The sequence below is a fragment of the Gulosibacter sp. 10 genome (genome assembly GCF_900163695.1).
In the GTDB taxonomy this organism is placed as follows: Bacteria; Actinomycetota; Actinomycetes; order Actinomycetales; family Microbacteriaceae; genus Gulosibacter.
On the sequence record NZ_FUIC01000022.1, the window covers coordinates 18217 to 41252 of the forward strand.

20 protein-coding genes and 2 tRNA genes are annotated in these 23036 nt (G+C 71.8%); 4 read left to right on the top strand and 18 right to left on the bottom strand.

The window, feature by feature from the left end:
• Nucleotides 1-435 precede the first annotated feature (435 nt).
• From FM112_RS08785 to mvk, 6 genes are read right to left on the bottom strand one after another with little or no spacing between them, the layout of a single operon-like run.
• Nucleotides 436-1590, bottom strand: coding sequence for a hydroxymethylglutaryl-CoA synthase (locus FM112_RS08785; RefSeq protein WP_087006580.1), 1155 nt, complete (start codon nucleotides 1588-1590; stop codon nucleotides 436-438).
• Between the two features lie 2 nt (nucleotides 1591-1592).
• Nucleotides 1593-2642, bottom strand: coding sequence for a hydroxymethylglutaryl-CoA reductase (locus FM112_RS08790; RefSeq protein ID WP_087006583.1), 1050 nt, complete (start codon nucleotides 2640-2642; stop codon nucleotides 1593-1595).
• On the bottom strand, nucleotides 2642-3820 hold the full coding sequence (gene fni, locus FM112_RS08795) for a type 2 isopentenyl-diphosphate Delta-isomerase (RefSeq protein WP_087006585.1): 1179 nt from the start codon (nucleotides 3818-3820) through the stop codon (nucleotides 2642-2644). Before fni ends, FM112_RS08790 begins: the two co-directional genes overlap by 1 nt.
• Entirely contained in the window at nucleotides 3756-4847 is a 1092-nt protein-coding gene (locus tag FM112_RS08800; protein ID WP_087006587.1) for a phosphomevalonate kinase, read from the bottom strand. The genes fni and FM112_RS08800 overlap by 65 nt, the downstream gene beginning before the upstream one ends.
• Nucleotides 4844-5818: a diphosphomevalonate decarboxylase gene (gene mvaD / locus FM112_RS08805; protein WP_087006590.1), complete on the bottom strand. Its 975-nt coding sequence runs from the start codon at nucleotides 5816-5818 to the stop codon at nucleotides 4844-4846. The genes FM112_RS08800 and mvaD overlap by 4 nt, the downstream gene beginning before the upstream one ends.
• On the bottom strand, nucleotides 5815-6813 hold the full coding sequence (mvk, locus tag FM112_RS08810; RefSeq protein WP_087006593.1) for a mevalonate kinase: 999 nt from the start codon (nucleotides 6811-6813) through the stop codon (nucleotides 5815-5817). The genes mvaD and mvk overlap by 4 nt, the downstream gene beginning before the upstream one ends.
• 630 nt (nucleotides 6814-7443) lie before the next feature.
• Here mvk and FM112_RS08815 point away from each other — a divergent pair.
• On the top strand, nucleotides 7444-8361 hold the full coding sequence (locus FM112_RS08815; RefSeq protein ID WP_087006595.1) for a type IV toxin-antitoxin system AbiEi family antitoxin domain-containing protein: 918 nt from the start codon (nucleotides 7444-7446) through the stop codon (nucleotides 8359-8361).
• Nucleotides 8362-8484: 123 nt separating this feature from the next.
• Here FM112_RS08815 and FM112_RS08820 read toward each other — a convergent pair whose 3' ends face one another.
• The 6 genes from FM112_RS08820 to FM112_RS08845 all read right to left on the bottom strand — a co-directional run bounded on the left by FM112_RS08820 (nucleotide 8485) and on the right by FM112_RS08845 (nucleotide 17722).
• Nucleotides 8485-9972 (bottom strand): MFS transporter, encoded by a 1488-nt coding sequence (locus FM112_RS08820; protein ID WP_176386758.1) that lies wholly within the window; start codon nucleotides 9970-9972, stop codon nucleotides 8485-8487.
• Nucleotides 9969-10847 (bottom strand): DUF1684 domain-containing protein, encoded by an 879-nt coding sequence (locus tag FM112_RS08825; protein WP_087006599.1) that lies wholly within the window; start codon nucleotides 10845-10847, stop codon nucleotides 9969-9971. Before FM112_RS08825 ends, FM112_RS08820 begins: the two co-directional genes overlap by 4 nt.
• Before the next feature lie 672 nt (nucleotides 10848-11519).
• Nucleotides 11520-13283, bottom strand: coding sequence for an HSP90 family protein (locus FM112_RS08830; protein ID WP_087006600.1), 1764 nt, complete (start codon nucleotides 13281-13283; stop codon nucleotides 11520-11522).
• A gap of 15 nt (nucleotides 13284-13298) precedes the next feature.
• On the bottom strand, nucleotides 13299-15512 hold the full coding sequence (locus tag FM112_RS08835) for a hypothetical protein (RefSeq protein ID WP_087006602.1): 2214 nt from the start codon (nucleotides 15510-15512) through the stop codon (nucleotides 13299-13301).
• A gap of 244 nt (nucleotides 15513-15756) precedes the next feature.
• Complete coding sequence (locus tag FM112_RS08840; RefSeq protein ID WP_087006692.1) at nucleotides 15757-16587, bottom strand: oxidoreductase; 831 nt, start codon at nucleotides 16585-16587, stop codon at nucleotides 15757-15759.
• Between the two features lie 193 nt (nucleotides 16588-16780).
• A complete protein-coding gene (locus FM112_RS08845; protein WP_176386759.1) occupies nucleotides 16781-17722 on the bottom strand; it encodes a hypothetical protein in 942 nt (313 codons plus the stop codon).
• 104 nt (nucleotides 17723-17826) lie between these two features.
• On the opposite strand from FM112_RS08845, the gene FM112_RS08850 reads away from it, so the two are divergent.
• On the top strand, nucleotides 17827-18330 hold the full coding sequence (locus tag FM112_RS08850) for a MarR family winged helix-turn-helix transcriptional regulator (RefSeq protein WP_087006606.1): 504 nt from the start codon (nucleotides 17827-17829) through the stop codon (nucleotides 18328-18330).
• 9 nt (nucleotides 18331-18339) lie between these two features.
• Nucleotides 18340-19134 carry an SDR family oxidoreductase gene (locus FM112_RS08855; RefSeq protein WP_087006608.1) on the top strand — a complete coding sequence of 265 codons (795 nt, stop codon included), beginning with the start codon at nucleotides 18340-18342 and terminating at the stop codon, nucleotides 19132-19134.
• A gap of 93 nt (nucleotides 19135-19227) precedes the next feature.
• Here the strand turns inward: FM112_RS08855 and FM112_RS08860 are convergent, their stop codons facing one another.
• Nucleotides 19228-20061 carry a hypothetical protein gene (locus tag FM112_RS08860; protein WP_087006610.1) on the bottom strand — a complete coding sequence of 278 codons (834 nt, stop codon included), beginning with the start codon at nucleotides 20059-20061 and terminating at the stop codon, nucleotides 19228-19230.
• A 120-nt stretch (nucleotides 20062-20181) separates the two neighbouring features.
• Entirely contained in the window at nucleotides 20182-21291 is a 1110-nt protein-coding gene (locus FM112_RS08865; protein WP_087006613.1) for a hypothetical protein, read from the bottom strand.
• A gap of 274 nt (nucleotides 21292-21565) precedes the next feature.
• On the opposite strand from FM112_RS08865, the gene FM112_RS08870 reads away from it, so the two are divergent.
• Nucleotides 21566-22030 (top strand): DUF1801 domain-containing protein, encoded by a 465-nt coding sequence (locus FM112_RS08870; protein ID WP_217874496.1) that lies wholly within the window; start codon nucleotides 21566-21568, stop codon nucleotides 22028-22030.
• Nucleotides 22031-22052: 22 nt separating this feature from the next.
• On the opposite strand, the gene FM112_RS08875 is transcribed toward FM112_RS08870, so the two are convergent.
• The 4 genes from FM112_RS08875 to FM112_RS08890 all read right to left on the bottom strand — a co-directional run bounded on the left by FM112_RS08875 (nucleotide 22053) and on the right by FM112_RS08890 (nucleotide 23025).
• A complete protein-coding gene (locus FM112_RS08875; protein ID WP_087006617.1) occupies nucleotides 22053-22244 on the bottom strand; it encodes a hypothetical protein in 192 nt (63 codons plus the stop codon).
• Between the two features lie 81 nt (nucleotides 22245-22325).
• Nucleotides 22326-22398 (bottom strand) — tRNA-Ala (locus FM112_RS08880).
• Nucleotides 22399-22422: 24 nt separating this feature from the next.
• Nucleotides 22423-22496: transfer RNA gene (locus tag FM112_RS08885), tRNA-Ile, on the bottom strand.
• 121 nt (nucleotides 22497-22617) lie between these two features.
• On the bottom strand, nucleotides 22618-23025 hold the full coding sequence (locus tag FM112_RS08890) for a DUF3566 domain-containing protein (protein ID WP_087006619.1): 408 nt from the start codon (nucleotides 23023-23025) through the stop codon (nucleotides 22618-22620).
• Nucleotides 23026-23036 lie beyond the last annotated feature (11 nt).

Here is a 23036-nt window from a genome sequence, read left to right on the forward strand (position 1 = left end):
AAGCCCCGAGAAGAACCCCAGAGGCAACTGGGAAGAGGCCTCGCGAAAGAAGCGCGCAGGAAAGCGAGCAGAAACAAGCGCGTGAGAACAAGCGCGCAAGGACAAGCGCGCAAGAAGAAGCGCGCAGGAAGAAGCGCGCAGGAAGAAGCGCGCAGGGAGAAGCGCGCCGGGAGAGGAGTGCAGGAAGGGGCGCCCTCGCACTGGAGGAATGGCCGATACGGGTGAGCGCGCAGGCAATGCGCCGCCGGAGGCAACCACGCTCGGAACGAATGACCTTGGCCGGCGAACGGCAGGCCCCCGGCGGATCGACCGCGCTCGGGACGGATGGCCCGGGCGGCCACGGATACGGCGCCGCACGGCTATCCGCTCCGAACCCGCACGCACCACGTCCCGAGGGCGCTCGCACGCCCCGCGTCCCGCGGGCGGCAGCGGCCCCTACGCGTTCCGCTCGTACTGCCGGGCCCCGCCGCGGATGCCCGCGAAGCGGAAGGGCGCGCCGGTCACGCGCGGCGTCTCGACGTCCTCGGCGCTCGACAGCACCGTCTCGTGCAGCGCCACGTACTCGTCGAAGGAGATCGACGGGCGCGCGGCGAGGTCGCTCTGGATGGGCTCGGGGTGCAGGTGCTCGCGGTACCCGGGGCGCACCACGCCCGTGAAGTACTCGCCCACGCTGCCCGATCCGTAGCTGTAGAAGCCGATGCGCTTCCCCTCGAGGCCGTCCTCGTGGTGCAGCAGCGATGCGAGGGCCGCGTAGATGGATGCGCCGTAGGAGTTGCCGAGCACCCGGTTGTAGGTGCGGCTGGTCTCGAGCTGCTCCGCGGTGAGGTCGGCGCCGGTGTGGCGGCCCAGCCGCTGGTGCCCCTTGACCGCCATCTTCGTGAACGGCTGGTGGTACAGGAAGCGGTCGATCTCCTCGATCGCGCGGCCGCCGCGGGCCGCGTAGTCGTCCCACGAGCCGATCAGCGCATCGAGGTACGCCTTGAGCGAGAGCGCGCCGTCGACCCTCGCCGTGGTCGAGTCGTTCGGACGCCAGAAGTCGTCCACCTCCGCGCTGAACATGCCGGTCTCCGGCTCGATCTCCACGAGCGCCGGGTCGGCCTTCACGAGCATCGCCACCGCCGCGGCGCCCTGCGTGGGCTCGCCGGAGGAGTCGAGCTCGTACTTCGCCACGTCGCTGATGACCACGAGCACCTCGGCGCCGGGATCGCGCGCCACCGCGGCGATCGCGGCCTGGAGCGCCGCGGTGCCCGCGTAGCAGGCCTGCTTGAACTCCATCACGCGCATCTGCGGCGGCAGCCCCAGCAGCCCGTGCACGAACATCCCGCCCGACTTCGACTGGTCGACGCCCGACTCGGTCGCGAACAGCAGCGAGCGCAGGCGGTCGGAGCCGTGCCGCTCGAGCACGCGCAGCGCGGCCGTGGCGCCCATCGTCACCGCGTCCTCGTCGGGCGCCGGCACGCTCATGCGGGTCTGGCCGAGCCCGATCTCGAACTTGGCGGGGTCGACGCCGCGGGCCCGCGCGAGCTCGGCGAGGTCGAGCGCGTGGTGGGTGGTGACGAGCTCGATGTCGTGGATACCGAAGGTGGTCATGGCTAGTTCCTTTCACCGCGCTCGAGCTGGATGTGCGACCGCATCAGCTCGCCCTGATTCGTCTGCGCCGCGAGCAGCGACAGCTCGCCGCACAGCACCGCGGCCGCGATCATCGCCGCGAGCCTGCGGGCGTTGGCGCCCGGCTCGCGGTCCTCGCGGCAGCCGAGCCGCTGCAGCGCCTCCTCCACCGCCTCGAGGTGCTTGCCGTTGCCTACCGTACCGACGATGAGGTGCGGCAGGGTGCATGAGAAGTAGAGGCCCTCGGGTCGCGCCTCGGCGTACGTGATGCCCTGCGAGCCCTCGACGATGTTCGCCGCATCCTGCCCCGTGGCGAGATAGAACGCGAGCAGCATGTTCGCGTAGTGGGCGTTCGCGGAGCGCAGCGCGCCCGCGATGGTGGAGCCCACGAGGTTCTTGCGCACGACGATGTCGGCGATCTTCTCGGCCGAGCTGCGGAGCCTCGTCTCGACGATCTCGTGCGGGATGAGGATCTCGGCCACCGTGCTGCGGCCGCGGCCGAGCACGCCGTTCACGGCGGTGGCCTTCTTGTCCGAGCAGTAGTTGCCCGAGACGGAGCCGTACTCGAGCCCGAGCTCCCAGGAGAGGATGAGGCTCATGAGCTTCTCGGCGGCCTGGGTCACCATGTTGTGCCCTGAGGCGTCGCCGGTGGTGAAGGCGAAGCGGATGTAGAGCAGGTTGCCGACGATCTCCTCGTGCACCTCGATGAGCCGCGCGAAGCGGCTCTGCGCCGAGACGGCCTCGCGGAGCTCCTCCTCGCGGTCGCGGATCGCGGTCCACGCCTCGAAGGCGTGCGCGGCGTCCCGCGCGACGAAGAGCGAGGAGCGCGTCATGCGCTCGTCCACGACGGTGGCGCGGATGCCGCCCTCCACGAGCCGCGAGATGCGCGCGCCCCGGCCCACCGAGGGCCACAGCGGCGTCTCGTAGGTCGCGAGCGGCACCTTGATCTCCTCGTCGATCGCGTTGCCGCTGATGCGGATGGGACCGACCCAGCTGCTGGGGATGGGGGTCGTGAACCGGTCGTGCCTGGCCATCAGTGCTCCTCGGGGTCGGTCGAAGGGATGCGGTCGGTGCGGTGCGAGAACGCGGCCGCGTCGACGCCCCGCAGCTCGGCGAACTCGCGCAGCCGGCCGCGCAGCAGCAGGTCGGTGCGCTGCAGGTCGGCGGGGCGCGCGGCGCCCAGGAGCGCCAGCAGCATCGCGATCTGGTCGAGCCAGCTGCGCAGCTCCGCGATCATGCGGTCCTCGTCGCCCTCCAGGGCCGACGTCAGGAACGGGCCCGCGATGCCCACCGCGCGGGCGCCCAGCGCGAGCGCCTTCACGGCGTCGATCGGGGTGCGGACGCCGCCGGAGGCGAGCAGCTGCGGCGAGGGCTCGGGGGCGTCGAGCAGGCAGCTCGCCGCCGACTGCCCGAAGTCGCCGAGGTAGGCGAAGGCGTCGTCGCCCCGCGCGCTCTCGATGCGGGCGAAGTTGGTGCCGCCCGTGCCGCTCACGTCGGCGACGCGCACGCCGATCTCGTGCAGCCGGCGCAGCGTGCGGCGGCTCAGGCCGAAGCCGACCTCCTTGACGATCACCGGCACCGGGCACTCGGCCGCGGTGGCCTCGACGCCGCGCAGCCAGTCGCCGAAGCCGCGCGAGCCCTCGGGCATCACGGTCTCCTGCACCGCGTTGAGGTGCAGCTGCAGCGCATCCGCCCCGAGCAGCTCGACGGCGCGGCGACCGGCGTCCGCGGGCCGCCCCGCGCCGATGTTCGCCATCACGAAGCCGTCCGGGTTCGCCTCGCGGATCACGGTGAAGCTCGCGGCCATCCCCGGATCGTCGAGCGCGACGCCCACCGATCCGGAGGCCATGGGCACGCCGGTCGCGGCGGCGGCCGCGGCGAGCGTTCGATTCACGCGCATCGCCGTCTCGCTGCCCCCGGTCATGCCGTTGATGTAGATGGGCGAGCCCCACGACCAGGCGTCCACAGTCACGCCGAGATCGACGTCGGCGATGTCGATGCCGTCGAGCGCGTGATGGACGAACTCGACGTCGTCGAAGTCGTTGCGCGCGGAGGGCGCCCGCCGCTGCTCGGCGGCGAGGCGGATGTGGTCCTCCTTGCGCGCGGAGCCGACGCCCGCGCCCGGGGCGGCGCCCCGCGCATCCTGACTAGCGATCGTCCTCGTCTCCTTCCGCCGGCAGCACCGAGAGGCCGAGCCTGCGGATGTCCGCATCGGCCCAGTCGAGCAGGATCGCCTCCGTGTCGCAGCCGGTGGGGGCGAGCACGATGCCGCAGTCGCCGCCGCCCGCGCCCGAGGGCTTGGCCGCGGCGCCGCGGCGCTCGGCAGTCTCGCACAGGGTGCGGAGCTTGTCGGTCTCGATGCAGATGCCGGTGGCCTCGCCGAGCGCCTGCAGCAGGCCGCGGGCCTCGCGGATAAGACCCAGGGTGCCGTCCACGTCGTCGCGCTGGATGGCCTCGACGAGGCCGTCGACGATGCGGCTGCTCTCGACGAGGAAGTCGCCGTGCCGCGGATCGCTCGAGGGGTTCTTGCGCTCGACGCCGGTGACGAGGCGCTCGGTGGAGGCCGGGGATCCCGTCCATCCCACGAGCAGCTCGAAGGAGCCGGGCTGGGGAAGCTGGGTGACGCTGAACGGCTCCCAGCCTCGCGAGTCGAGGGTCGCGGTGACGGTGCGCTGCGCGAGGTCGTCGAGCAGCTGCAGGCGGTCGGGCGCGGTGTAGCGGATCCAGCCGCCGAAGGTGCTCGCGGCGAGGTCGCCGCCCGAGCCGCGGGGCGAGACGGCGGCGGTGGCGATCAGCGCGACCTTGAAGCGCTCGATGCGCGAGAGCCCCAGCTCGTAGAACTCGTCGATCGCGGCGATGGTGGCCACCACCACGGCCGCCGAGGAGCCGAGGCCGAACTTGCGGCCGCTGCGGTCGTCGAGCTCGCTCTCGATGTGCAGGTCGTAGTAGAGCGGTTCGAGCCCGCGCTCGCCGCGCAGCCGCTCGATGATGTCGATCGCGGCCATGACGTAGTCCACCGGCTGGTGCTCGAGGACGATGCCGATGTTGTCGTCGTCGCGGGTCCACACCACGGGCATCCGGCCGTAGGCGCTCGAGAACACGCGGCCCGCGTCCGCGCTCTCGGTGAGCTTGACCGTGATGCAGCGGTCGACGGCGATGAGCACGGCGGGGACGCCCGGCTCCACGACGGCGTACTCGCCGGCGATGTACAGCTTGCCCGGTGCGCGAGTCTCGATCACAGGTCGGCCTCGGCCTCGTCGACGAGCTCGGCGCCCGGACCGGGGCCGACCTCGGTGACCGTGCCGTGGTCGGCGAGCGCCTCGGCGACCCGCCGCGCATCCTCGGGGCGCGCGATCGCGACGACGTTCGCGCCGGCGTCCGCCGTGCCGTAGACCTCGACGCCCTGCTCGCGCAGCGCGCGGATGGCGTCGAACACCTCGAGGCTCTTCGGCTCGAGGTAGCGGATGGGCGGATCGCAGGCGAGGATCGCCGCGTGCATGCGCAGCGCGTTGGTCTCGGCGATGCGGCCCATGCGGGTGAAGTCCTCGTCCCGGCAGGCCTCGAGCATCGCGGCGAGCGACTGCTCGGTCGACTCCGCCCAGGCGCGGTGGTAGGGCGAGGTGAGCGCGGTGCGGCGCATCGCCTCGCGGCTCGAGATCTCCTTGCGCGCCGCATCCACGACCACGACGATCATGCGGATCTCGGGCGCGCCCACGGGCTCCGCGAAGGAGCTCTCGTCGTCCTCGCCCGCGTGCCACACGGCCATGCCCGGGACGATCGAACGGGTCGCGGAGCCGCTGCCGCGCCGCGCGAGACGGCTCAGGTCGCGGGGGTCGAGCGAGAGGCCGTAGGCCTTGGAGGCCGCGAGCGCGAGCGCCGCGAATCCCGAGGCCGAGGAGGCGAGGCCCGCCGCGGTGGGGCCGTCGTTGCGGGAGCGCACGAGCGCGGGCTCGCGGATGCCGGAGCGCTCGCGCACGAGGTCGAGGAACCGCGTGACGCGGCGGAGCGCGTCACCCGTGACCGGCTCGCCGTTGAGCTGGAAGGCGTCGCCACCGAGGTCGGGATCGCGGGTGACGGAGGTGGTGGTGGCGAAGCGGTCGAGGGTCATCGACAGGCTGCCGGTGAGCGGCAGCATGAGCTCGGGGTCGCGCTTGCCCCAGTACTTCACGAGCGCCATGTTCGGGTAGGCGCGTGCTGTGGCCTTGGTCATCGGGTCGCCTCCAGGGTCATGCTCCAGACGCGGGCCGCGCCCTCCTGCTCGAGAGCATCGGCCAGCTCCCCGGTGGCTTCGGGGGATGCCGCGAGCGCGATGATGCAGCCGCCGAGCCCGCCGCCCGTCAGTTTAGCCCCGGCGGCTCCCGCCTTCCGCGCCGCGGAGACGAGCCCGTCGAGACTCGGGGCGCTGACGTCGATGCGCCGCAGGTTGCGGTGCGCCTCCGCCATCGCCTCGCCCAGCGCCGCAGCGTCGCCGGCCGCGAGGGCCGTGCGCGCATCCGCCGTGAGCTCGCCGATGCGCTCGACCGCGCCCTCCACGAGCCCGGGCTGCGTCTCCTGCAGGGCGCGGACCCCCGCGAGCGCCTGCGCGGTGGAGCTGGGGGCGCCGGTGTCGGCGATCACGAATCCGAAGGACGCGCCGACGCGGAGCGGCGCGACCTCGCCCTGGGCGAAGAGGAGCGGGGAGTCGGAGACGACCGTGCGCGCATCGATGCCGCTGGGCGTGCCGTGCGCCACGCGCTCCGAGGCCTGGATGAGCTCGTACCGCTCATCCGCCGAGAGCACCACGCCCGAGGCGTCGCTCGCCGCGTCGACGATGGCCGCCGCCACCGCGGCGCTCGAGCCGAGGCCGCGTCCCACGGGAATCGTGCTGCGGATCGCGACGCCGACCCGCTCCGGGTCGAACCCCACCGCCTCGCTCGCGGCGCGGACGGCGGCGATCACCGGCGCCACCTGATCCGGGGCCGTCTCCGAGAACCCGACGTAGAGGTCGCTGTCGATGCGCGCCGAGTCGTAGAGCTCCACCTCGACCTCGGCCTCCGCGGTCGTCACGGGCAGCGCGATCGCCGGCTGTCCGTAGACCACGGCGTGCTCGCCGATGAGGATGACCTTGCCGTGGGCACGGCCCGCACCCGTCGCGCGAACGGCGGGGGAACCGGAAATGCGTATCGACGCGGTCTCGGGATGTTCGGATCGGAGGGGCTGGTTCATACGTGGCTATGCGCGTCCGGTTGCTCTCATACGGGAAGGGATTCCTCGCTGTCGGTGCTGTTTCCGCGCCTGCGTGTCTCTCGCGCTGCGGTTCGATGCAATGCTTACCGAATACGCGCGAACAGGACCCTGCCCGCCCGCGCGCTCAATTTCTCAACTTTACTGCCTGTTACGCATCAGCGGTAGATGGGCAGCCCCCGAGGTTCGCCGCGGGCGGAGTCGCGGCGGCGGTCCTGTGGCCGGTCCCAGGGCTCCGCCGGTCGGTCCGTCCGCCGCGGCGGTCGGCGCATCGGGCGCGGTGGTCAACCCACCCGGCGCGGCGGTCAGCCCACCCGGCCCACCAGTCGGCGCATCCGGCGTGGCGGTCGGCGCATCGGGCGCGGCGCCCAGTCGTCCGGCGCGGCGCTCTGCCGCCCGGCGAGACGGTCGGGTCCGCGCGGGCGTCGAGTCGCCGCCCGGGTTGCTGTTCCGGATGCGTATAGCCCGTAGAACCCGTATATGACGGTCTGCGCCCTATCCGCATCCGGAACGGCGGCCCGGGCGCGGACACCGCCCCTGTGAGGGAGCTCCTCCCCACAGCCGAGCCGGCTGGCCGCGCGCGAGACCGCGCGATGCGGTGCGCTACCGATCATGATGAATCCGCTCCGCGCCCTGCTCCGCAACCATGCCGGAGTAGTCCGGACCGCGCATCTGCAGGGCATCGGCATGACCGCCTCCGACATACGCCGCGCCGTGACCGCCGGAAGACTGTTCCGCGTGCGGAAGGGCTGGTACGCCGCGCCCTCGGCACCCGAGGCGGTGGTGACCGCGGTGCGCGCGGGCGGCGCCCTGACCGGATCCGCGGCGCTGCGCCATCGAGGGCTGTGGGTGCCGAACGAGGAGCCCTTCCAGGTGCGGGCGAATCAGCGCTCGAAGGTGCGATCCCTGCCGCTGCCGTCGAGGGACGGGTTCCGTCGCCCCGTCGTGGTCGAGCCCTACGCGCTCCCGGTCGGCAGAGCCCTTCCGGTCCGCGCGAGCGTCGACCCCGTGCCGATCGCGCTGACCGTGGCGATGCTGAGCCGGCCTCGGGACATCGCCGTCCTCCTCGCCGACTCCGCCCTCCACCAGGGAGTCATCGCTCCGGAGGACCTCGCCGCATGCGCCGCGCACGCCGGCGACAAGGGCCGGCGCGCGCTCAGCCTCGTCACCGGCACGGCGGAATCGGGCACCGAGACGCTGCTCCGGCTCTGGCTGGTCCGGCATCGGGTCGGCCACCGGGCCCAGGCCTGGATCTGCCCGCACTGCCGGGTGGACTTCCTCATCGGCGGACTGCTCGTCGTCGAGGTCGACAGCAGGGAGCACCACGCCGATCCCCAGGCCTACGCGCGGGATCGGGCGCGCGATCGACGGCTCCAGCGGATGGGATACCGGGTGGTTCGGCTCACCTATGCGGAGGTGATGTACGGCCTCGACCGGGTGGGCGAGGATCTCCTCGCGATGATCCGGCGCGGGATGCACCTCGGCCGACCGGAGACGCGAGCCCCCGGCTGCTGTTCCGGATGCGTATAGGGTTCAGGATCCGTATACGGCGGCCTGCGCCCTATTCGCATCCGGAACGGCAAGGCCGGGGCAGACGAACTGCAGCAGTACGACCGCACCGCCGACGCGGTCACGACACGGCCGGCGCGGCGGTCAGGTCCGCGCAGCGGTCTCGCGCGGGCCGCGACGGCCGACCAGCGCGAAGGCCGCTATCGCCGCGGCGAGGACGATGCCGCCGTTGACCAGAAGCGCCACCGCCGCGCCCGATCGCCCGATCCCGCCGTCCCCGCTCGCGGCGAACAGGATGCCGGTGAACATGGCCACGCAGAAGGTCGCCGAGAGCCGCTGGGTGAGTTGCAGGAACGAGGCGGCGACGCCGCGCACGCCGCTGCCGACCCCCTCGAGCGTCAGCACCCGCACCACCGGGTCGATGAACGCGCTCGCGATGCCGATGACGCAGTCGATGAGCACGAGCAGCAGGAGTACGGAGGAGAGGTCCGCGGCGATCACCCCGGAAAGCAGGAACGCCGCCGCCATCTGCACGACGAGGGCGACACCCAGGACGTGATCGCCGAACCTGCCCGCCGCCCAGGGCACGCCGGTGGAGACGAGCAGTCGCAGCGCCGCGGACGGCAGCAGGACGACCGCGACGGCCAGCCCCGAGAGCCCGAACCCCTGCAGGAGGAAGAGGGTCATGACGGCGGAGTGGCCGACGGTGGCGCCGAACCACAGCATCGCGACCAGGTTGCCGAGCACGAACCGGCGCGACCGCAGCAGCGAGGGCGCGAACAGCGGCGCGGGGCCGTCGCCCGCACGACGGATCGCACGGCGCTCCCATGCCGCGAGCGCTCCTCCCGCCGCCAGCGCGGCGAGGAGCAGTACGAGCGCCGTCCGGCTCCCCGCACCGGTGTCGATCACCGGGAGCGTGATGAGCACCACGAACGCGCCGAGCAGGAGGATGCCCGGCAGGTCGAGGGAGGGTGCGCCGCCGCCCCGGCCGCGGGGGATCGCGAGACCGGCCGCGACCGCGGTCAGGGCGATCACGGGCACGCTGAGCAGCAGGATCGCGCGCCAGCCGAGGTCGGGCGGCAGCGCGTCGAGGAGGGCTCCGGCGCACAGCGGCCCGAAGATCGCGGCCGCGGAACCGGCCATGGAGTACCCGGTGAGCGCCCAGATCCGAGCACGACCGCTGAACTCGTCCTGGATCGACCCGAGCACCTGCGCAGAGATGAGCCCGGCGCCGAAGCCCTGCATGAGCCGGCAGATGGTGATGAGCTCGATCGTGCCCAGCAGGGCGGCGACGATCGAGCCGAGCCCGAACAGCGCGAGGCCGAGGAGGAAGGGCCCGCGCCTGCCCCAGGCGTCGCCGATGCGTCCGCCCGGCACGAGGCCCAGTCCGAAGGTGAGCGAGTAGGAGGCGAGGTACCACTGCACCGCGCCGTTCGGGGCGCCGAGGGACTCGCGGATCCCGGCCACGGTGAAGTTCACCGTGCTCTGATCCAGCAGCGTCCCCAGGCCCGCGCCGAGACAGGCGAGCAGCACGAGCCGGCGACGGCCGCTCGGCGGCGGGCGCCCCTCGGAGCCGGGGGCCTCGGCGGCGCGGCAGCCGTCCTCGGCCGCCGCGCCGTCCAGGCGGGTCACGACACGACCGGCGCGGGAGCCTCCACGGTCTCGATGCCCTCGGCGGTGAGCCGTTCCGAGGGGCTGAGCTCGCCGGCTTCCACGGCGAAGGGGAGCCGGTTCTCGGCGGGCGGCAGCGGGCAGGTGGCGTGGTCGGTGTAGGCGCAGGGCAGGTTCACCGCCCGGGTGAAGTCGAGCACCGTGCGCCCCTCCGCGTCCGGCGCGGGCACCGCGATGCTGCGGTTCGCGGCGTACGTGGTGACGCCGCTCGTCTCGTCGGTGAACAGCACCAGCAGCGTGCCCGGCGCGTAGCCGTTGAAGGCCGTGAGCGTCGCCGGGGTGCCGTCCGGGGCCGTGAACTCGAGGACGCCCGGCGCCTCGTAGACGTGCTCGATGCCGGGCGCCGCGGCGCCCACAGTGGTCGGCACCGGCTGCTCGTGCGGCACGAAGCGGGCCTCGCGGCGCCACTTCGCCAGCGGCGGGTAGGCCTCGGTGCCCTTGTAGACGTCGAGGAACGACGCCTTCGGGTCCCGCGGCCGCACGATGTACCGGCCGCCTCGCCGCGCCACCTCGATGCGCACGTCGCCGTGGTCGAGGTCGACGCCGGTGCGCTCCTCGAGGGGCCCCAGGGCGACGTCGCCGGTCAGCTCAGCGCCGTCTCGCGAGAGCCGCTCGCCCTCGGCGAGTTCGACCGCGGGGCCGCCCGCGTCGGTCGCCGACCAGCGACCCGGGATGCCCTCGATCTCGATGGGCGTCTCGGCGAGCCAGTGCAGGCCGGTGACGGCGAGGAAGCCGTGCCGGTCCGCGCGGCGCTCCTCGTGCCCGCGATGCCATCGCTCCCAGTCCTCGGCGAAGCGGATCGGGCTGACTTCGGGCTGCGTGGTGTCGGTGCTCATGCGGGCAGCGTAGGACAGCGGCCCGGCGAGCGGCAGGGGTCGCCGTCATCGCCCGACGCGCGGCGTCACAGGAGGACACGGACTCGGGGCGCCATAGGCGCCATAGGAAGACACGGACACGCGACGGCGCGGGAAGATACGGACGCGCCGATGGATGCACGCGAGCCGGGACCGTGATGGGGCTGCTCCGGTGGCCCCGATGCCGCAGAAATACGGGTTCGGCGCCGCGGGAACACGGGTTCGGGATTTCGGGGCATCCGGGCTCGACAGGCCCGACACCGCGGGGACCCGAGCCGCAGGTCCGGACCGGGCGCGAGTCACAGGCCCGAGTCACGGATTCACAGACCCGAGCCCGAGTCGCAGATCCAGGCCCGACAAACCCCGGGGACCCGGACTCCCGGGCCCGGCCGCTGCCGGAGCGAGCGGATCCGGGACGGATAGCCGCGCGATCGCGCATGACGCCTCCGCCGGGCTATTCGTCGCAATCGCGGCGACATCCGATCCAAATCCGGCGCCATCCGCACGACCAGGCGCCACCCGCACGACCAGGCGGCGCCGACCGCACAGTCCGGTGCCATCCGGCCCGGGCCCGGCGCGACCCGCACGACCAGGCGGCGCCGCCCGCATGACCCGGCCCCATCCGCCCGGTCCCATCCGCCGGTCCCGGCGGCGCTACCCGCCGGTGGCGGCCTCGATCAGGGTACGGAGGGTGCCGCTGAGCAGCTCGCTGTGCCGCTCGTCGATCGACTCCCCCGCCATGAGCAGGCCCAGCACGTAGAGGCCGGTGATCGCCTCGCTCCGCACCCGCGCGTCCATGTCCCCCGCGAGCGCCCGCACTGGCGGGCTCTGCAGGTTGAACACGATCCGGGGGCCGCGCGGCGTCGTGACGAACTCCTCCGCGAACCCGGCCCACGGGTCGGGCTCCTCGGCGTCCTCCACCTCGAAGCCGCCGGAGAGCCCGATGGCCAGCACGGGGATCGAATCCGGCTCGAAGGAGCGCAGCTCGAGGCCCATGCCGAGCCGGCTCAGCACGGGTTCGGCATGCGCGCGGATGCGCGCCGCCAGGTCGGAGTCCGCTCCGGAGGGATGGGGCAGCTCGCGCAGCAGCCCCTCGACCGAGAACGGCTCGAGGCCCCGGTAGCGGGTCCGATCCTCCTCTACGAGCCGCAGGATCTCGGCGCCGTAGACGTACCCTCCGTTGACGAGCACCGTGCCGCGGGCGCGCATGAGCGGCGCGAAGGCGGAGAAGGCCGCCATGCCGGTGACGTACTGCGCGCCGCCGCGGGTGCGGAAGATCCGGTGCAGCGTCAACGGCCCCTCGCTGGTCTCCCAGCGCAGGTGCCGCACCACGAAGTCGAGCATCTCGCGGTCGTGCACGGCCATGGCCAGCAGGCCCTTGTCGTGCACCTCGAGGAAGCGCGCGAACGCGAGCGGGTCCCGCTCGGCCAGCCGCTCGATCTGCGCCCGGATCTGCACGCCGATCTGCTCGCGCACCTGACCGAGCAGCTCGCCGTCCTGCAGCGATTCGCGCGAGGCCGTGAGCCCGAGCTCTCCCGCCTCGACCGCGAGCTGCACGAAGAACGCCCAGTGCGGCGTGAGCTGGGTGTTGTCCGCGGCCACGAACATGCCGTGCGAATGCACGACGTCGCCGCGGCGATTGCCCACGCGCCCGGGGCTGTCGGCGATGTACGCGACGCCCCGCACCCCCGCCGCCTGCACCTCGACGGGCAGCACCGCGAGCGGCGTGAAGCCGAGCTGCTGCCGGCACCACCAGGCGGCGGACTCCTCGTCCATGGCCCAGGGCGGCGTGCGGGTGCTCACGAGGCTGCGCTCCGGGGTTCCGGCGGCGCGCAGGACCACGGGCAGGTCGATCAGGCTCGCGAACTGCTCGGCGAGCAGGTGCACGCGCTGATAGCCCACCCACTCGCGATCGTCTACGCGGGCGCGCACCCGCACCTCGGTGCCCGGCCGGTCGAGGGGCTGCTCGGCGCGGCGGACCGTGTAGGTGCCGTCGGCGCTGCCGAGCCAGGTGACGGTCGGCGCATCCTCGCCGCGCGCGCTGCGGGAGCGCACCTCGATCTCGTCGGCGATGAGGAAGCAGGAGAGCAGGCCGATGCCGAACTGGCCGAGGTACTGGCGCCGGGCCGCGAGGAACTCGCCCCGCTTGCTCGAGGCGCCGATGGTCGCGAGCAGCGAGCGCATCTCGTCCTCGGAGAGGCCGATGCCCTCGTCGCGCACGATCACCTCGCCGCCGTACTGGTCGACTTCGATCTCGATCCCGATCGGGGCGGTCGGGTCGAGCGCGCGACGCGCGACCACGGCATCGCGGGCGTTCTGGATGAGTTCGCGCAGGTACACGCGCGGGCTCGAATAGAGATGATGCGAGAGGATCTCCACGATCCCGCGCAGGTTGACCTGGAAGTTCTCCCTCGTCATGCTCGGCCCCTCCGCTCAGCCGACCCCGCCGCGGAACCAGCGGTTGCGCAGCAGCGTGCTCCAGTGCGAGTTCTCGTTGCGCTCGTCGAGCCGGCCGGCGACCCGCAGCGCAGTGTCGCGCAGCTCGGGGCCGCGGGGATCGTCGGGCGCGAGGGCGAGCAGGGCGCTCGCCGCCGTGGCCGTGGACTGGAGGTCGGAGCCCGACTCGGCGTCGGCCTCCTCGATCACCTTGTCGACGAGCCAGAGGATGTCCGCGCCGCGGCTCGCCACGGCCTCGAGCACGACCCAGTGGGGCACGAAGGCGAGCGCCTCGAGATCACGGTCCACCTCCTCGAGCAGCGCGAGCATGCGACCGGCGGCCTCGGGGTCGCCCGCGGAGTTGCGCATCCAGCACAGCCATGCGGTGGCCGAGCGCTGCTGCTCGAGATCGCCGACCTGGGCGACCCACTCGGCCACCTGCCTCGCGAAGTCGAGGGCGTAGGGCGCGGTGAGCCGGATCATCCCGAGCTCCACCGTGACGCGGTCGAGGCGGTCCTCCTCCTCGCCGAGCCGATCGATGAGCGTGCGGATCAGCTGCTGCAGCTCCTGGCCGTCGCCGAGGTGCGCCGCGACCTCCGCGCGGGCCTGGTAGAGCGGCGTGACCGGCGCGCCGGTCTGCTCGCGGACCGCCGCCTCGGTGCGCATCACGGCGTCGATGCGGTCCCACGAGATGGCGGGCTCGGCGACCATGATCTGGACCACCGTGGCGTAGAGCCCCTCGGCGGCGCGGCGCATGCCCTCGTCGAGCCAGCGGTAGTTGGCGAGCAGCTCGGCCTGCGCCCGCTCGTAGCCGTCGGCGAAGCCGATCGGATCCTCGTCCTGGCCGGCCTTGAGGCCGCGCATGAGCCGCGCGCCGAAGCGCGCGAGGGGGAAGCGGAGCTGCTCGCCCCGCGCGTAGATGCGCTCCTCGAGCGCGTCCGCCTCCTCGGGGGTCTCGGCCTCGAGGATCGCGATGGCGGCCTCGTGGCCGATCTCGACGTAGCGGTCCTTGATCCCGATCGGCGGGTTGTCGATGTTCACCGCCTCGACGCGCTGCAGCCAGCCGGCGGCGAGGATGTACTCGGCGCGGTCCTCGCGGTCCGACCAGATCGCCGGGTCGTCCACCGCGGCCGGGCGCGGCCCCGGGGGCAGCCCCTGCCACCAGAAGTCCTGGAGCAGGCGGCCGTGCACATCCGTGCCGCCTCGCCGGTCCTGCGCCTCGACCGCCTGCTCGACGAGCGCCTGGAGCAGCCGCCCCTCCTCGCCCTCGGGGTCGGCGAGGATCCGGCTGCGCGCGGTCGCGGCCACGTGCTCCCAGTCGCGGAAGTCGAACTCCTCGTTCTCCAGGCCGAAGTCCACGGCCACGAGCGCGGCCTCGGGCCGGTTCTCGAGCACAGGGATGAGGTCGTGCAGGACCGCGGTGCGGGCCAGCTCCTCGGCGTCGAACGCCTCGAGCAGCTGGTCGGCGATCGCATCGGCGTCGTGACGGCGGCCGGTGCGGGCGTAGAGGGCGCCGAGCAGCGCGCGGAGCTGGATCTCGGGCCGCTCGGGGTCGATGCGGCGCGGGTCGAGCCCGAAGCCGGCGAAGCGCTGCTCGAGGAGCGATGCCGCGCCGGCCGGGTCGAATCGGGCGACGAGGGGGATCTCGATCTGCACGACCGAGGGCTCGTCGGTGCGCCACTCCTCGCTCCCCTCGGCCTGCCAGCGGTTCATCCACTCGAAGGTGGCCTGCGCATCGCCGGCCGCCTCCGCGGCCATCGCCCGGGCGAGGTAGATGCCGGCGATGTCGCCGCCGAAGCGGCGGGTGGCCTCTTCTACGAGGTCGGTCATCTGCTGCATCTTCGCGAGCGGGATGTCCGGGTCCTCGACCATGCTGTCGACGATCATGTACACCTGCCCGAGGAAGCGCTGCACGTTCGGCGGGGCGATGTACTCGCCCTGGCGGTGGATGAGCTGCATCAGCCGCACGTAGGCCTCGACGGCCTCGGCCGTCATGCCCGCCATCGCGTAGGTGGTGGACTGCCCGAAGCGGGCGGAGGCCGCCAGGTGCGGGAACTCCGCGCGCTCGCAGTCCTCGATGAACTCGTCCCAGGCCTCGATCTTGCGGAGGTCGTCGGGCAGGTCCCAGATCTCGTCGCTGCGCTCGAACAGCGCGCCGATGCGCTCCTGCTGTTCGCCCTCGAGGTGCTCGACATCGGAGTAGCTGATCATGTGCGGGCCTCTTCCCCTGCCGGGCGTGCCGCCGCGGCATCATTGCTGGATCGTGTCGGGGGTCGACGGGGATCAAGGCTACCGGGCGCGGGCCCGCGTTCGGTGGGTGCGGCGCAGACCGGCCCGGATGTCCGACGACAGTTGCAGGATGCGTCGCACTTCGTCGTTATGCGCGAGCCGTAACCGCGATCTGCGACGCATCCGCCGACGACGCGCCGAACAGTTCGTCGCCTGAGCGCGGCGGCTACTCCTCGATGTCGGTGGATGCGCCGAGCTCGCGCCACTCCTCGAGCGAGGCGAGGCGGGCCTCGGCCGTCTCCCGATACGACCGCACCGCGTCCGAGCCGAGCACGAACAGCGCCGGTGCCCGGCCGCTGTCCACGACCTCGATGATCGCCGCGGCGGCCTTCGCCGGATCGCCCGGCTGGGTGCCGTGCGTCGTGTCCCGCTCGCGCCGGCGCGGACCGGCCGTGTCGGCGTAGTCGTCGATGACGCGCTCGGACTGCTGGAGCGAGCGCCCCGCGAAGTCGGTGCGGAAGCCGCCCGGCTCGATGGCGAACGCGGTGATGCCGAGCGGTTCGACCTCCTTGCGCAGCGCGCCCGTGATGCCCTCCATCGCGGCCTTCACCGCGGAGTAGTGGCCCGAGCCCGCGAGGGTCAGCTGCGCGCCGATCGAGGAGATGTTCGCGATCGTGCCCGAACGGCGCTCGCGCATGCCGGGGAGCACGGCCTGGATGAGCGCGACGGCGCCGAAGACGTGGGTGTCGAAGAGCCTGCGCGCATCCTCCTCGGAGGCCTCCTCGATCGCGGCCCGGTAGCCGTAGCCCGCGTTGTTCACGAGCACGTCGATGGCGCCGAAGCGCTCGACGCCCCGCTCGACCGCCTCGGCGCGCTGCCGCGCATCCGTCACGTCGAGCGCCACGGGCAGCGCGAATTCGGGGTAGCGGTCCGCGAGGGCGCGGATGTCCTCGATCCGTCGGGCGGTCACGACCGCGTTGTCGCCGTGTTCGAGCACGGCCTGCGCCAGCGCCCTGCCGAGGCCGGTCGAGCAGCCGGTGATCAGCCAAGTCTTCATCGCGTCGTCCTCCATGCGTCGTCTTCGGCGTGCGCTGCCATTCAAGCAGCCGAGAATCGGCGCCGCTGGCAGCCGGATTCGCACCCCGACGTCCACTGGCTGCGAGATCGGTGCGCGAGGCTCGCCCCCGGCTGCCGTTCCGGATGCGAATAGCGTTCAGAACCCGAATATACGAGTGCGGAGGCTATTCGCATCAGGAACGGCGCTCCGCACGGGACGCCCGCCGCGGCCGCTGCTCGTGCCGGTTCAGCAGCGCCGCGACGATGCCCATCACGACCAGCCCGGCGCCGGCGGCGATCGTCCAGAGCATCACGGGCGCGTCCGAAGCCGGGCCGTCGAACAGCGTGCCGCCGCCGATGCCGAAGAGGAAGACCTCGCCGAGGAGCGGGAGGATGGCGATCAGCGCGCCCATCGGGACCGACTTGATCATGATCAGCACGGTGGCCGTGCACCACGTCATCGACGCCAGCAGGAACATCGCCGCCGCGAGCAGCGCCCGGCCGTCGCCGTTCAGCTCGGCGGCCACGGTGCCGGGGGCGCCGCGCGGGCCGAGGATGACGGGCCACAGGAGCATCCCGAGCGTGTAGAGCGCGGTGGTGAGCGGCACGCCGACGAGCATCAGGCTCGCCAGCCCCCGATCGCGGAAGCCCGTGTCGTGCCGGCTCGTCGACACCAGCAGGAACGGCGTCATGAGGCCGATGACCCCGACGAGGATGCCGGCGAGCAGCGAGTCCGCGTAGACCAGATCGCCGTTGTTCGCCCGCAGCCCGCTGAACCGCCCCACGGCCAGGATGACCGTCCAGATCACGACGCCGGTCGCGGCGTAGGCCGCCACGCGCCGAAGGTCGGCGCCCCATGAGGGCACACGGTCGGCGGGGCCGGAGGGCCGGTGCTCGGGCGCCGAAGGCTCGGGGCTCGGCTCGGGGCTCGGCTCGGCGGGACGGGGCTGCGCAGGAGGGGGCTGATCCGGGCGAAGCTGCGCCGGCCCGTATTGCTGTGACGGCGCGGTCCCGTGTCCGTGCGGCTGCACCGGCCCATGTCCTTGCGGCCGCACCGGCAGCGGGTCGTCGATCGGCGGCAGCGGCGGCATCCCCGCCGACGGGCGCGGCGGCCCGGGCTCGTTCGTCCAGCTCATCCCACCATCATGACGCCGCTTGCTCCCCGCGCGGTCAGGGTTCGAGGCTGCGAATCCGCCGATAACTAATTGCCTCGGGCAATCATCTGGGCGATGCTGGGCGCATGGAGCACAGCGAAGTGTCGCCCCGGACGGGCCGGTCTGAGCAGATCGCGCCGCTGCTGACGGCGATCGTCGAGCTGATCGGCACCTGGAGCCGCGTCGACGTCCAGGCGCAGGTCGCGCGGGAAGCCGGCCTGCAGATCGCCGACAGCGATGTGCGCGCGCTCTACACGCTCGGCTCGCTCGACGCGCCTACGCCGCCGAGCGTCCTCGCCGCATCGCTCGACGTCTCCCGCCCCACGATGAGCAAGATGCTCGGCCGCATGAATGCGGCCGGGCTCATCCGGCGCATCGCCAGCGAGGCCGACGGCCGCTCGGCATCGGTGCTGCTCTCGCCCGAGGGCCGCGCGGTGTTCGATCGACTCGACCGCGCCGGCATCGAGCTCGTCGACGAGGCGACCCGCGATCTCGACGCCGCCGAGCTCGCCGAGATGACCACCGCGCTGCGGCGGCTGACCGGACGCTTCACCGAGAAGACCCCAGACGACACCACTCGACACGATTAGGAGCATGACATGACGAGAACCTACGTGGTGACCGGATCGGCATCCGGCATCGGCAGGACCACCGCCGACCTGCTGCGCGCGAACGGCGACACGGTCATCGGCATCGACCTGAAGAACGCGGAGGTCGAGGCCGACCTCTCGACGGCGGAGGGACGCAGCCAAGCGGCCTCCCGCGCCGCCGAACTCGCAGGCGACGCCGTCGACGGCGTGATCGCCTGCGCCGGCATCTCGGCGCCCATCGCCAAGACCATCTCGATCAACTACTTCGGCGTGACCGAGCTCCTCGAGCAGCTGCAGCCCACCCTCGCGAAATCGGATGCCCCGCGCGCCGCGGTGGTCTCGTCGATGGCCTCGCTGCAGCCGAACTCGAAGGAGCTCGTGGAGGCCTCGCTCGCCGGAGACGAGGCGAAGGCGCTCGAGATCGCGGAGTCCATCGCGGCCCAGGGCCCCGAGGCGGGCTACGCCGTCTACCCCTCCTCGAAGCGGGCGCTCGCCCGCTGGGTGCGCCGCGAGTCGATCAGGCCGACCTGGGCGGGCGCGGGCATCCCGCTCAACGCCGTCGCGCCCGGCACGGTGAAGACCCCGATGACCGCGGATCTCCTCGCCACCGAAGAGGGCCGGGCCATGGTCGACGCCGCGGTGCCGATGCCGCTCAACTCGCATCAGCCGCCGGAATCGGTCGCAAACCTGCTCATCTGGCTCACCAGCGCGCAGAACACGCACGCCACCGGCCAGGTGATCTACTGCGACGGCGGCGCGGATGCGACGCTGCGCGGCGACGACATCTGGTCCTGGAACGACTGAGCGGGGCATCCGCCCACTGCTGTTCCGGATGCGAATAGGCCGCAGAACCGCTTATGGAGGTCATGAGCGCTATTCGCATCCGGAACAGCAGGCTCAGGAGACCTCGATCGGCCCGCACACCTCGGTGAACGGCCGGATCACCCGCTGATAGGCGGCCGGGTGCGTCTGCTCGGGCATGAGCTCGTGCTGCAGCACCGCCATGCCGATCGTCATGAGCGGCTGCTCGTCGAAATGCTTGCCGAACGGTGCGACGTCGTCGAGGTGCGCGAGCGCCTTCCCCTGCTCCCGGAAGAGATTCGATTCGAACGAGGGACGGCTCATGTGCAGCGCCCTGCTCGCCCGACTCCAGTCGTCGCCCTCGGCGCGGATGCGGTCGAGCACCGCGGTCGCCTCCGCCGAGCTGAGCAGCCCCATCCTGAAGCAGACCGCGTCCCAGAGCGGGTGCGTCGCCGGCGCGGTGGGCCGCATGCGTTCGTGGAGCTGCGCCGCGGACGGCACCGGGTAGCGCCCGAGGATCTCGGCGGTGCGGAGGTCCCGCGCGTCCCGGTTCGCCTGCACCTCCGGCTCGACGAGGGGGAGGTCCGGGCCGCAGGGCGGTTCGAGCACGACGATCTGCTCGGGGTCGGCGCGGTCGACGAGGCCGGGCACACGCCAGTCGATCACGAGCCCGCGCAGGCTGCTGGGCGTCGTGCCGGACCGGATGCGGCCGCGATAGGGCTCGCGGCCGGGCGCCTCGACGTCGACGATGAACTCGGAGTCGAAGGGCTGCACGTCGAGGTCCGAGCCGAGCACGTGCAGCCGCACGTATTCGGGCTGCTCGAATTCGGGGACGCCCAAGTCCGCCGGGGTCATCGGACCGGAGAGCTCCACGATCTCCTTGGCGAAGAATCCGCGGCCCCGGCGGCTGCGACGAGAGAAGATGCCCATGGCACGAGCGTAGTCGTCTGGCCCTCCGGGATCGGCTCCGCAGCCCGGTTCAGCCCGCGCGTACGCGCCCGGCCCGTTACCGTCGGCGATGCGGCGCAGATCCGGTTCCGGGCAACGCCGTCATGACAGCATCCTGGGCAATAGGGCCAGGAGGGAGATCAGCGCGGAGATCCCGAGGATGCCACCGACGACCAGCCAGACGAACATCGGCGAGGTCCATACGGGTCGCTGCAATCGGATCTCGGGCAGGCGCGGCAGGAACCGCTTGGGCTGGGAGCGCATCACCTGCCACACGCTCGAGGCGCCGACCGACCGGGCGAGTGCCTCGACATCGGCGAGCTGCCGACGCCACTGCCGAGCACTGGCGGTGGAGATCGGCCGGAGGCGGGTGAGGAAGAGCGTGTCGCCGGTGATCTCGATCGTGTACCGCTTCGCCAGCCCGGAGAACAGCGCCACGAGATCGGGGGTGAACAGCACCCGGGCGACGAATGCCGCGCCCGCGGGCGCGTAGAGCCGGAACGCGCGGCCCTGGCCGACGTCGACGAGGTCGTCTGCGTGAGGATATCGCGGGATCGTCAGCGGGAAGTACGGATTCTCGCGCTTCACGATGATCATTCGCGGCAATCCCGCCGGGAGTCGCATCGCGATGTAGCCGCGGCGATGCCGGGTACCCGAACGATCGGTATGCCTGGAGAAGAGGTTGCCGAATTCCACGGGCCTGCCTGCGAGGTCTGCGCGCACGATCATCCACCGCTGGTGCCCCGTGCCGTTCGCGAACAGCATGCCGTCGTGCCCCGCCGATTCTTTGAGGGGAGAGAACGCGAACCCGTTGGCCTCGGCGAACCGGGCGATTCGATACTCGTGCTTCCCGTTCGCGCGGCGCGGCTCGATCGCGTACAGCACGATGGAGAGCAACCCGCCGAAGGTGAGCGCGAACTCCAGTACGACGAGCACGGCCTCCGGCCGGGCGAACTCTTGACGGTGAATGCCGTTCGACAGCAAATACCAGTACATCGCGGGACCTGCGAGGAAGGCGAAGACGCCGATGATCGCGAAGAGCCGGAGCCGGCGGTGCCGGCCCATGATCCTCTGCCCCAGCCGGACCACCGCCGGGTCGTCGGAGTCGAAGAACGCCCGCGAGGCTCGGCGGTCGACGGGGCCGTCGAACGCGGAGAGGTCGAACGCGCCGGCAAGTCCGGACGTCGCGGCGGGATCGATCCTGTCGGGCATGGGATCATTCTCCCATCGGGCCGGATCGACAGCGGTGGTGCTCCCGCGGGAGAACGCTCCGCCTCCGACTCGGAATCCGATCCTTATCGTTCCGACTTGTTCAGTGGAAATCGGAGTGGAATCGACATGATCCCGAGTCCACCGATTCCCGGGCCGTTCCGATCTCGATTCACCGCGGATCGACCGCGGCGATTCGTCAGGAATCGAGAAGTATCGCCGATGCTGCGTCGATTAGCGTCGTGAGCACTGATCACCCATGTCGAGGAGGAGCACGATGACCGAGAAGAGTGACGCCGAGGGAGGGTTCTCCGCTCAGGAGCGGGCCGCGATGAAGGCGCGCGCCGCCGAGTTGAAGGCGGAGGCCAGGCGTTCGAAGAGCGCGGAGAAGGCCGCCGCGCAGGAGGCGGAGCTGCTGGCGAAGATCGAGCAGATGCCCGACGGCGACCGGCAGATGGCCGAGCGGGTGCACTCGATCGTCACGACCGTGGCGCCCGATCTCGCCCCGAAGCTGTACTACGGGCAGCCCGGCTATGGGAGGAAGGGCAAGGTCGTCGTGTTCTTCCGCAGCGGACAGATGGACAAGGAGCGCTACTCGACCTTCGGCGTGAGCGCTCTCGCCGAGCTCGACGACCCGAGCGGATGCTGGCCGACCTCGTATGCGCTGATCGACCCGACCGAGGAGGCGTGGGAGCAGGTCGCCGAGATCGTGCGCCGCGCCGCGGGACACGAGCAGCCGTAGGCCGAACGGCGCTCGCCCCTGCTCAACCGGCCCCGAACGTCACCATCGCCTGCCCGACGACGAGTCCTATCGAGCAGAGGATGAGGATGACCCCGACCGTCCGCGAACTCGATTTCGGGATCGCGCTGCCGTGCGAGGGCCGGAAGCGGAGGAGCAGGATGCCCGCGACGAGCAGCACGACCGCGAGGCCTCCGGCGAGCAGCAGATCGCGCATCCTTCGCCCCGTCCTTCCGCACCGAGACGTTCCGGAAACCCAAACGAGCGCCGACTCGAAAGTCGACGCTCGCGCTCACTGTGGAGCCTAGGAGACTCGAACTCCTGACATCCTGCTTGCAAAGCAGGCGCTCTACCAACTGAGCTAAGGCCCCGAACGAGAATCCATCCGGATTTCGTGGGTCTACCAGGACTTGAACCTGGGACCTCTTCGTTATCAGCGAAGCGCTCTAACCGCCTGAGCTATAGACCCATCCGTGTCGAAGCCTACCTTGTGGGTAACCCCTCGGCACAAGAAACGAGATTACCATACGCATCCGCCCTCGCGTCAAATCGGACGGGGGTTGCGCGGCCGGCTCTCGCAGCCGTGTCGGTCACGCGTTGGTGAAGCCGAAGACCATGCCGCCGGTGATGCGCACCGCGAGGTTGTAGAGCACCGCTCCGATGGCCGCGAGGGCCGTGTTGACGATGATCTGCAGCGCGCCGCAGATGAGGGCGAACGCCGTCACCCCGCCGAAGTTCACGAAGGTCTCGAGGGTGATCTCCTCGTTGCTCGTGACGTCGTTGAGCAGGTTGTTGACCGACTCCATCACGCCCGTGTTCGCGAGCACGACCCACAGGAGGATCGCCGCCACGACGATCACGATCGCGATGCAGATCGAGACCAGGAGCGCGAGCTTGACCACCGACCAGACGTCGATGTGCATGAGCCGAAGTCGAACCTGCTTCTTGGAGGTACGACGCTCCGACTTCTTCGCGAGCTTATCCGCTACAGATGTCATGGGTATCGATC

What these genes read in the sequence shown, in the direction of transcription:
- mvaD (WP_087006590.1), bottom strand. Translation starts at nt 5,818, where the DNA reads ATGACCAAGGCCACAGCACGCGCCTACCCGAACATGGCGCTCGTGAAG.
- FM112_RS08865 (WP_087006613.1), bottom strand. Translation starts at nt 21,291, where the DNA reads ATGCCCGACAGGATCGATCCCGCCGCGACGTCCGGACTTGCCGGCGCG.
- FM112_RS08835 (WP_087006602.1), bottom strand. Translation starts at nt 15,512, where the DNA reads ATGATCAGCTACTCCGATGTCGAGCACCTCGAGGGCGAACAGCAGGAG.
- FM112_RS08870 (WP_217874496.1), top strand. Translation starts at nt 21,566, where the DNA reads ATGACCGAGAAGAGTGACGCCGAGGGAGGGTTCTCCGCTCAGGAGCGG.
- FM112_RS08830 (WP_087006600.1), bottom strand. Translation starts at nt 13,283, where the DNA reads ATGACGAGGGAGAACTTCCAGGTCAACCTGCGCGGGATCGTGGAGATC.
- FM112_RS08875 (WP_087006617.1), bottom strand. Translation starts at nt 22,244, where the DNA reads ATGCGCGATCTGCTGCTCGCCGGAGGCCTCGCGGTCGTGCTGCTCGTC.
- FM112_RS08790 (WP_087006583.1), bottom strand. Translation starts at nt 2,642, where the DNA reads ATGGCCAGGCACGACCGGTTCACGACCCCCATCCCCAGCAGCTGGGTC.
- FM112_RS08860 (WP_087006610.1), bottom strand. Translation starts at nt 20,061, where the DNA reads ATGGGCATCTTCTCTCGTCGCAGCCGCCGGGGCCGCGGATTCTTCGCC.
- FM112_RS08890 (WP_087006619.1), bottom strand. Translation starts at nt 23,025, where the DNA reads ATGACATCTGTAGCGGATAAGCTCGCGAAGAAGTCGGAGCGTCGTACC.
- FM112_RS08785 (WP_087006580.1), bottom strand. Translation starts at nt 1,590, where the DNA reads ATGACCACCTTCGGTATCCACGACATCGAGCTCGTCACCACCCACCAC.
- FM112_RS08825 (WP_087006599.1), bottom strand. Translation starts at nt 10,847, where the DNA reads ATGAGCACCGACACCACGCAGCCCGAAGTCAGCCCGATCCGCTTCGCC.
- FM112_RS08815 (WP_087006595.1), top strand. Translation starts at nt 7,444, where the DNA reads ATGATGAATCCGCTCCGCGCCCTGCTCCGCAACCATGCCGGAGTAGTC.
- fni (WP_087006585.1), bottom strand. Translation starts at nt 3,820, where the DNA reads ATGCGGACATCCGCAGGCTCGGCCTCTCGGTGCTGCCGGCGGAAGGAG.
- mvk (WP_087006593.1), bottom strand. Translation starts at nt 6,813, where the DNA reads ATGAACCAGCCCCTCCGATCCGAACATCCCGAGACCGCGTCGATACGC.
- FM112_RS08855 (WP_087006608.1), top strand. Translation starts at nt 18,340, where the DNA reads ATGACGAGAACCTACGTGGTGACCGGATCGGCATCCGGCATCGGCAGG.
- FM112_RS08840 (WP_087006692.1), bottom strand. Translation starts at nt 16,587, where the DNA reads ATGAAGACTTGGCTGATCACCGGCTGCTCGACCGGCCTCGGCAGGGCG.
- FM112_RS08850 (WP_087006606.1), top strand. Translation starts at nt 17,827, where the DNA reads ATGGAGCACAGCGAAGTGTCGCCCCGGACGGGCCGGTCTGAGCAGATC.
- FM112_RS08845 (WP_176386759.1), bottom strand. Translation starts at nt 17,722, where the DNA reads ATGAGCTGGACGAACGAGCCCGGGCCGCCGCGCCCGTCGGCGGGGATG.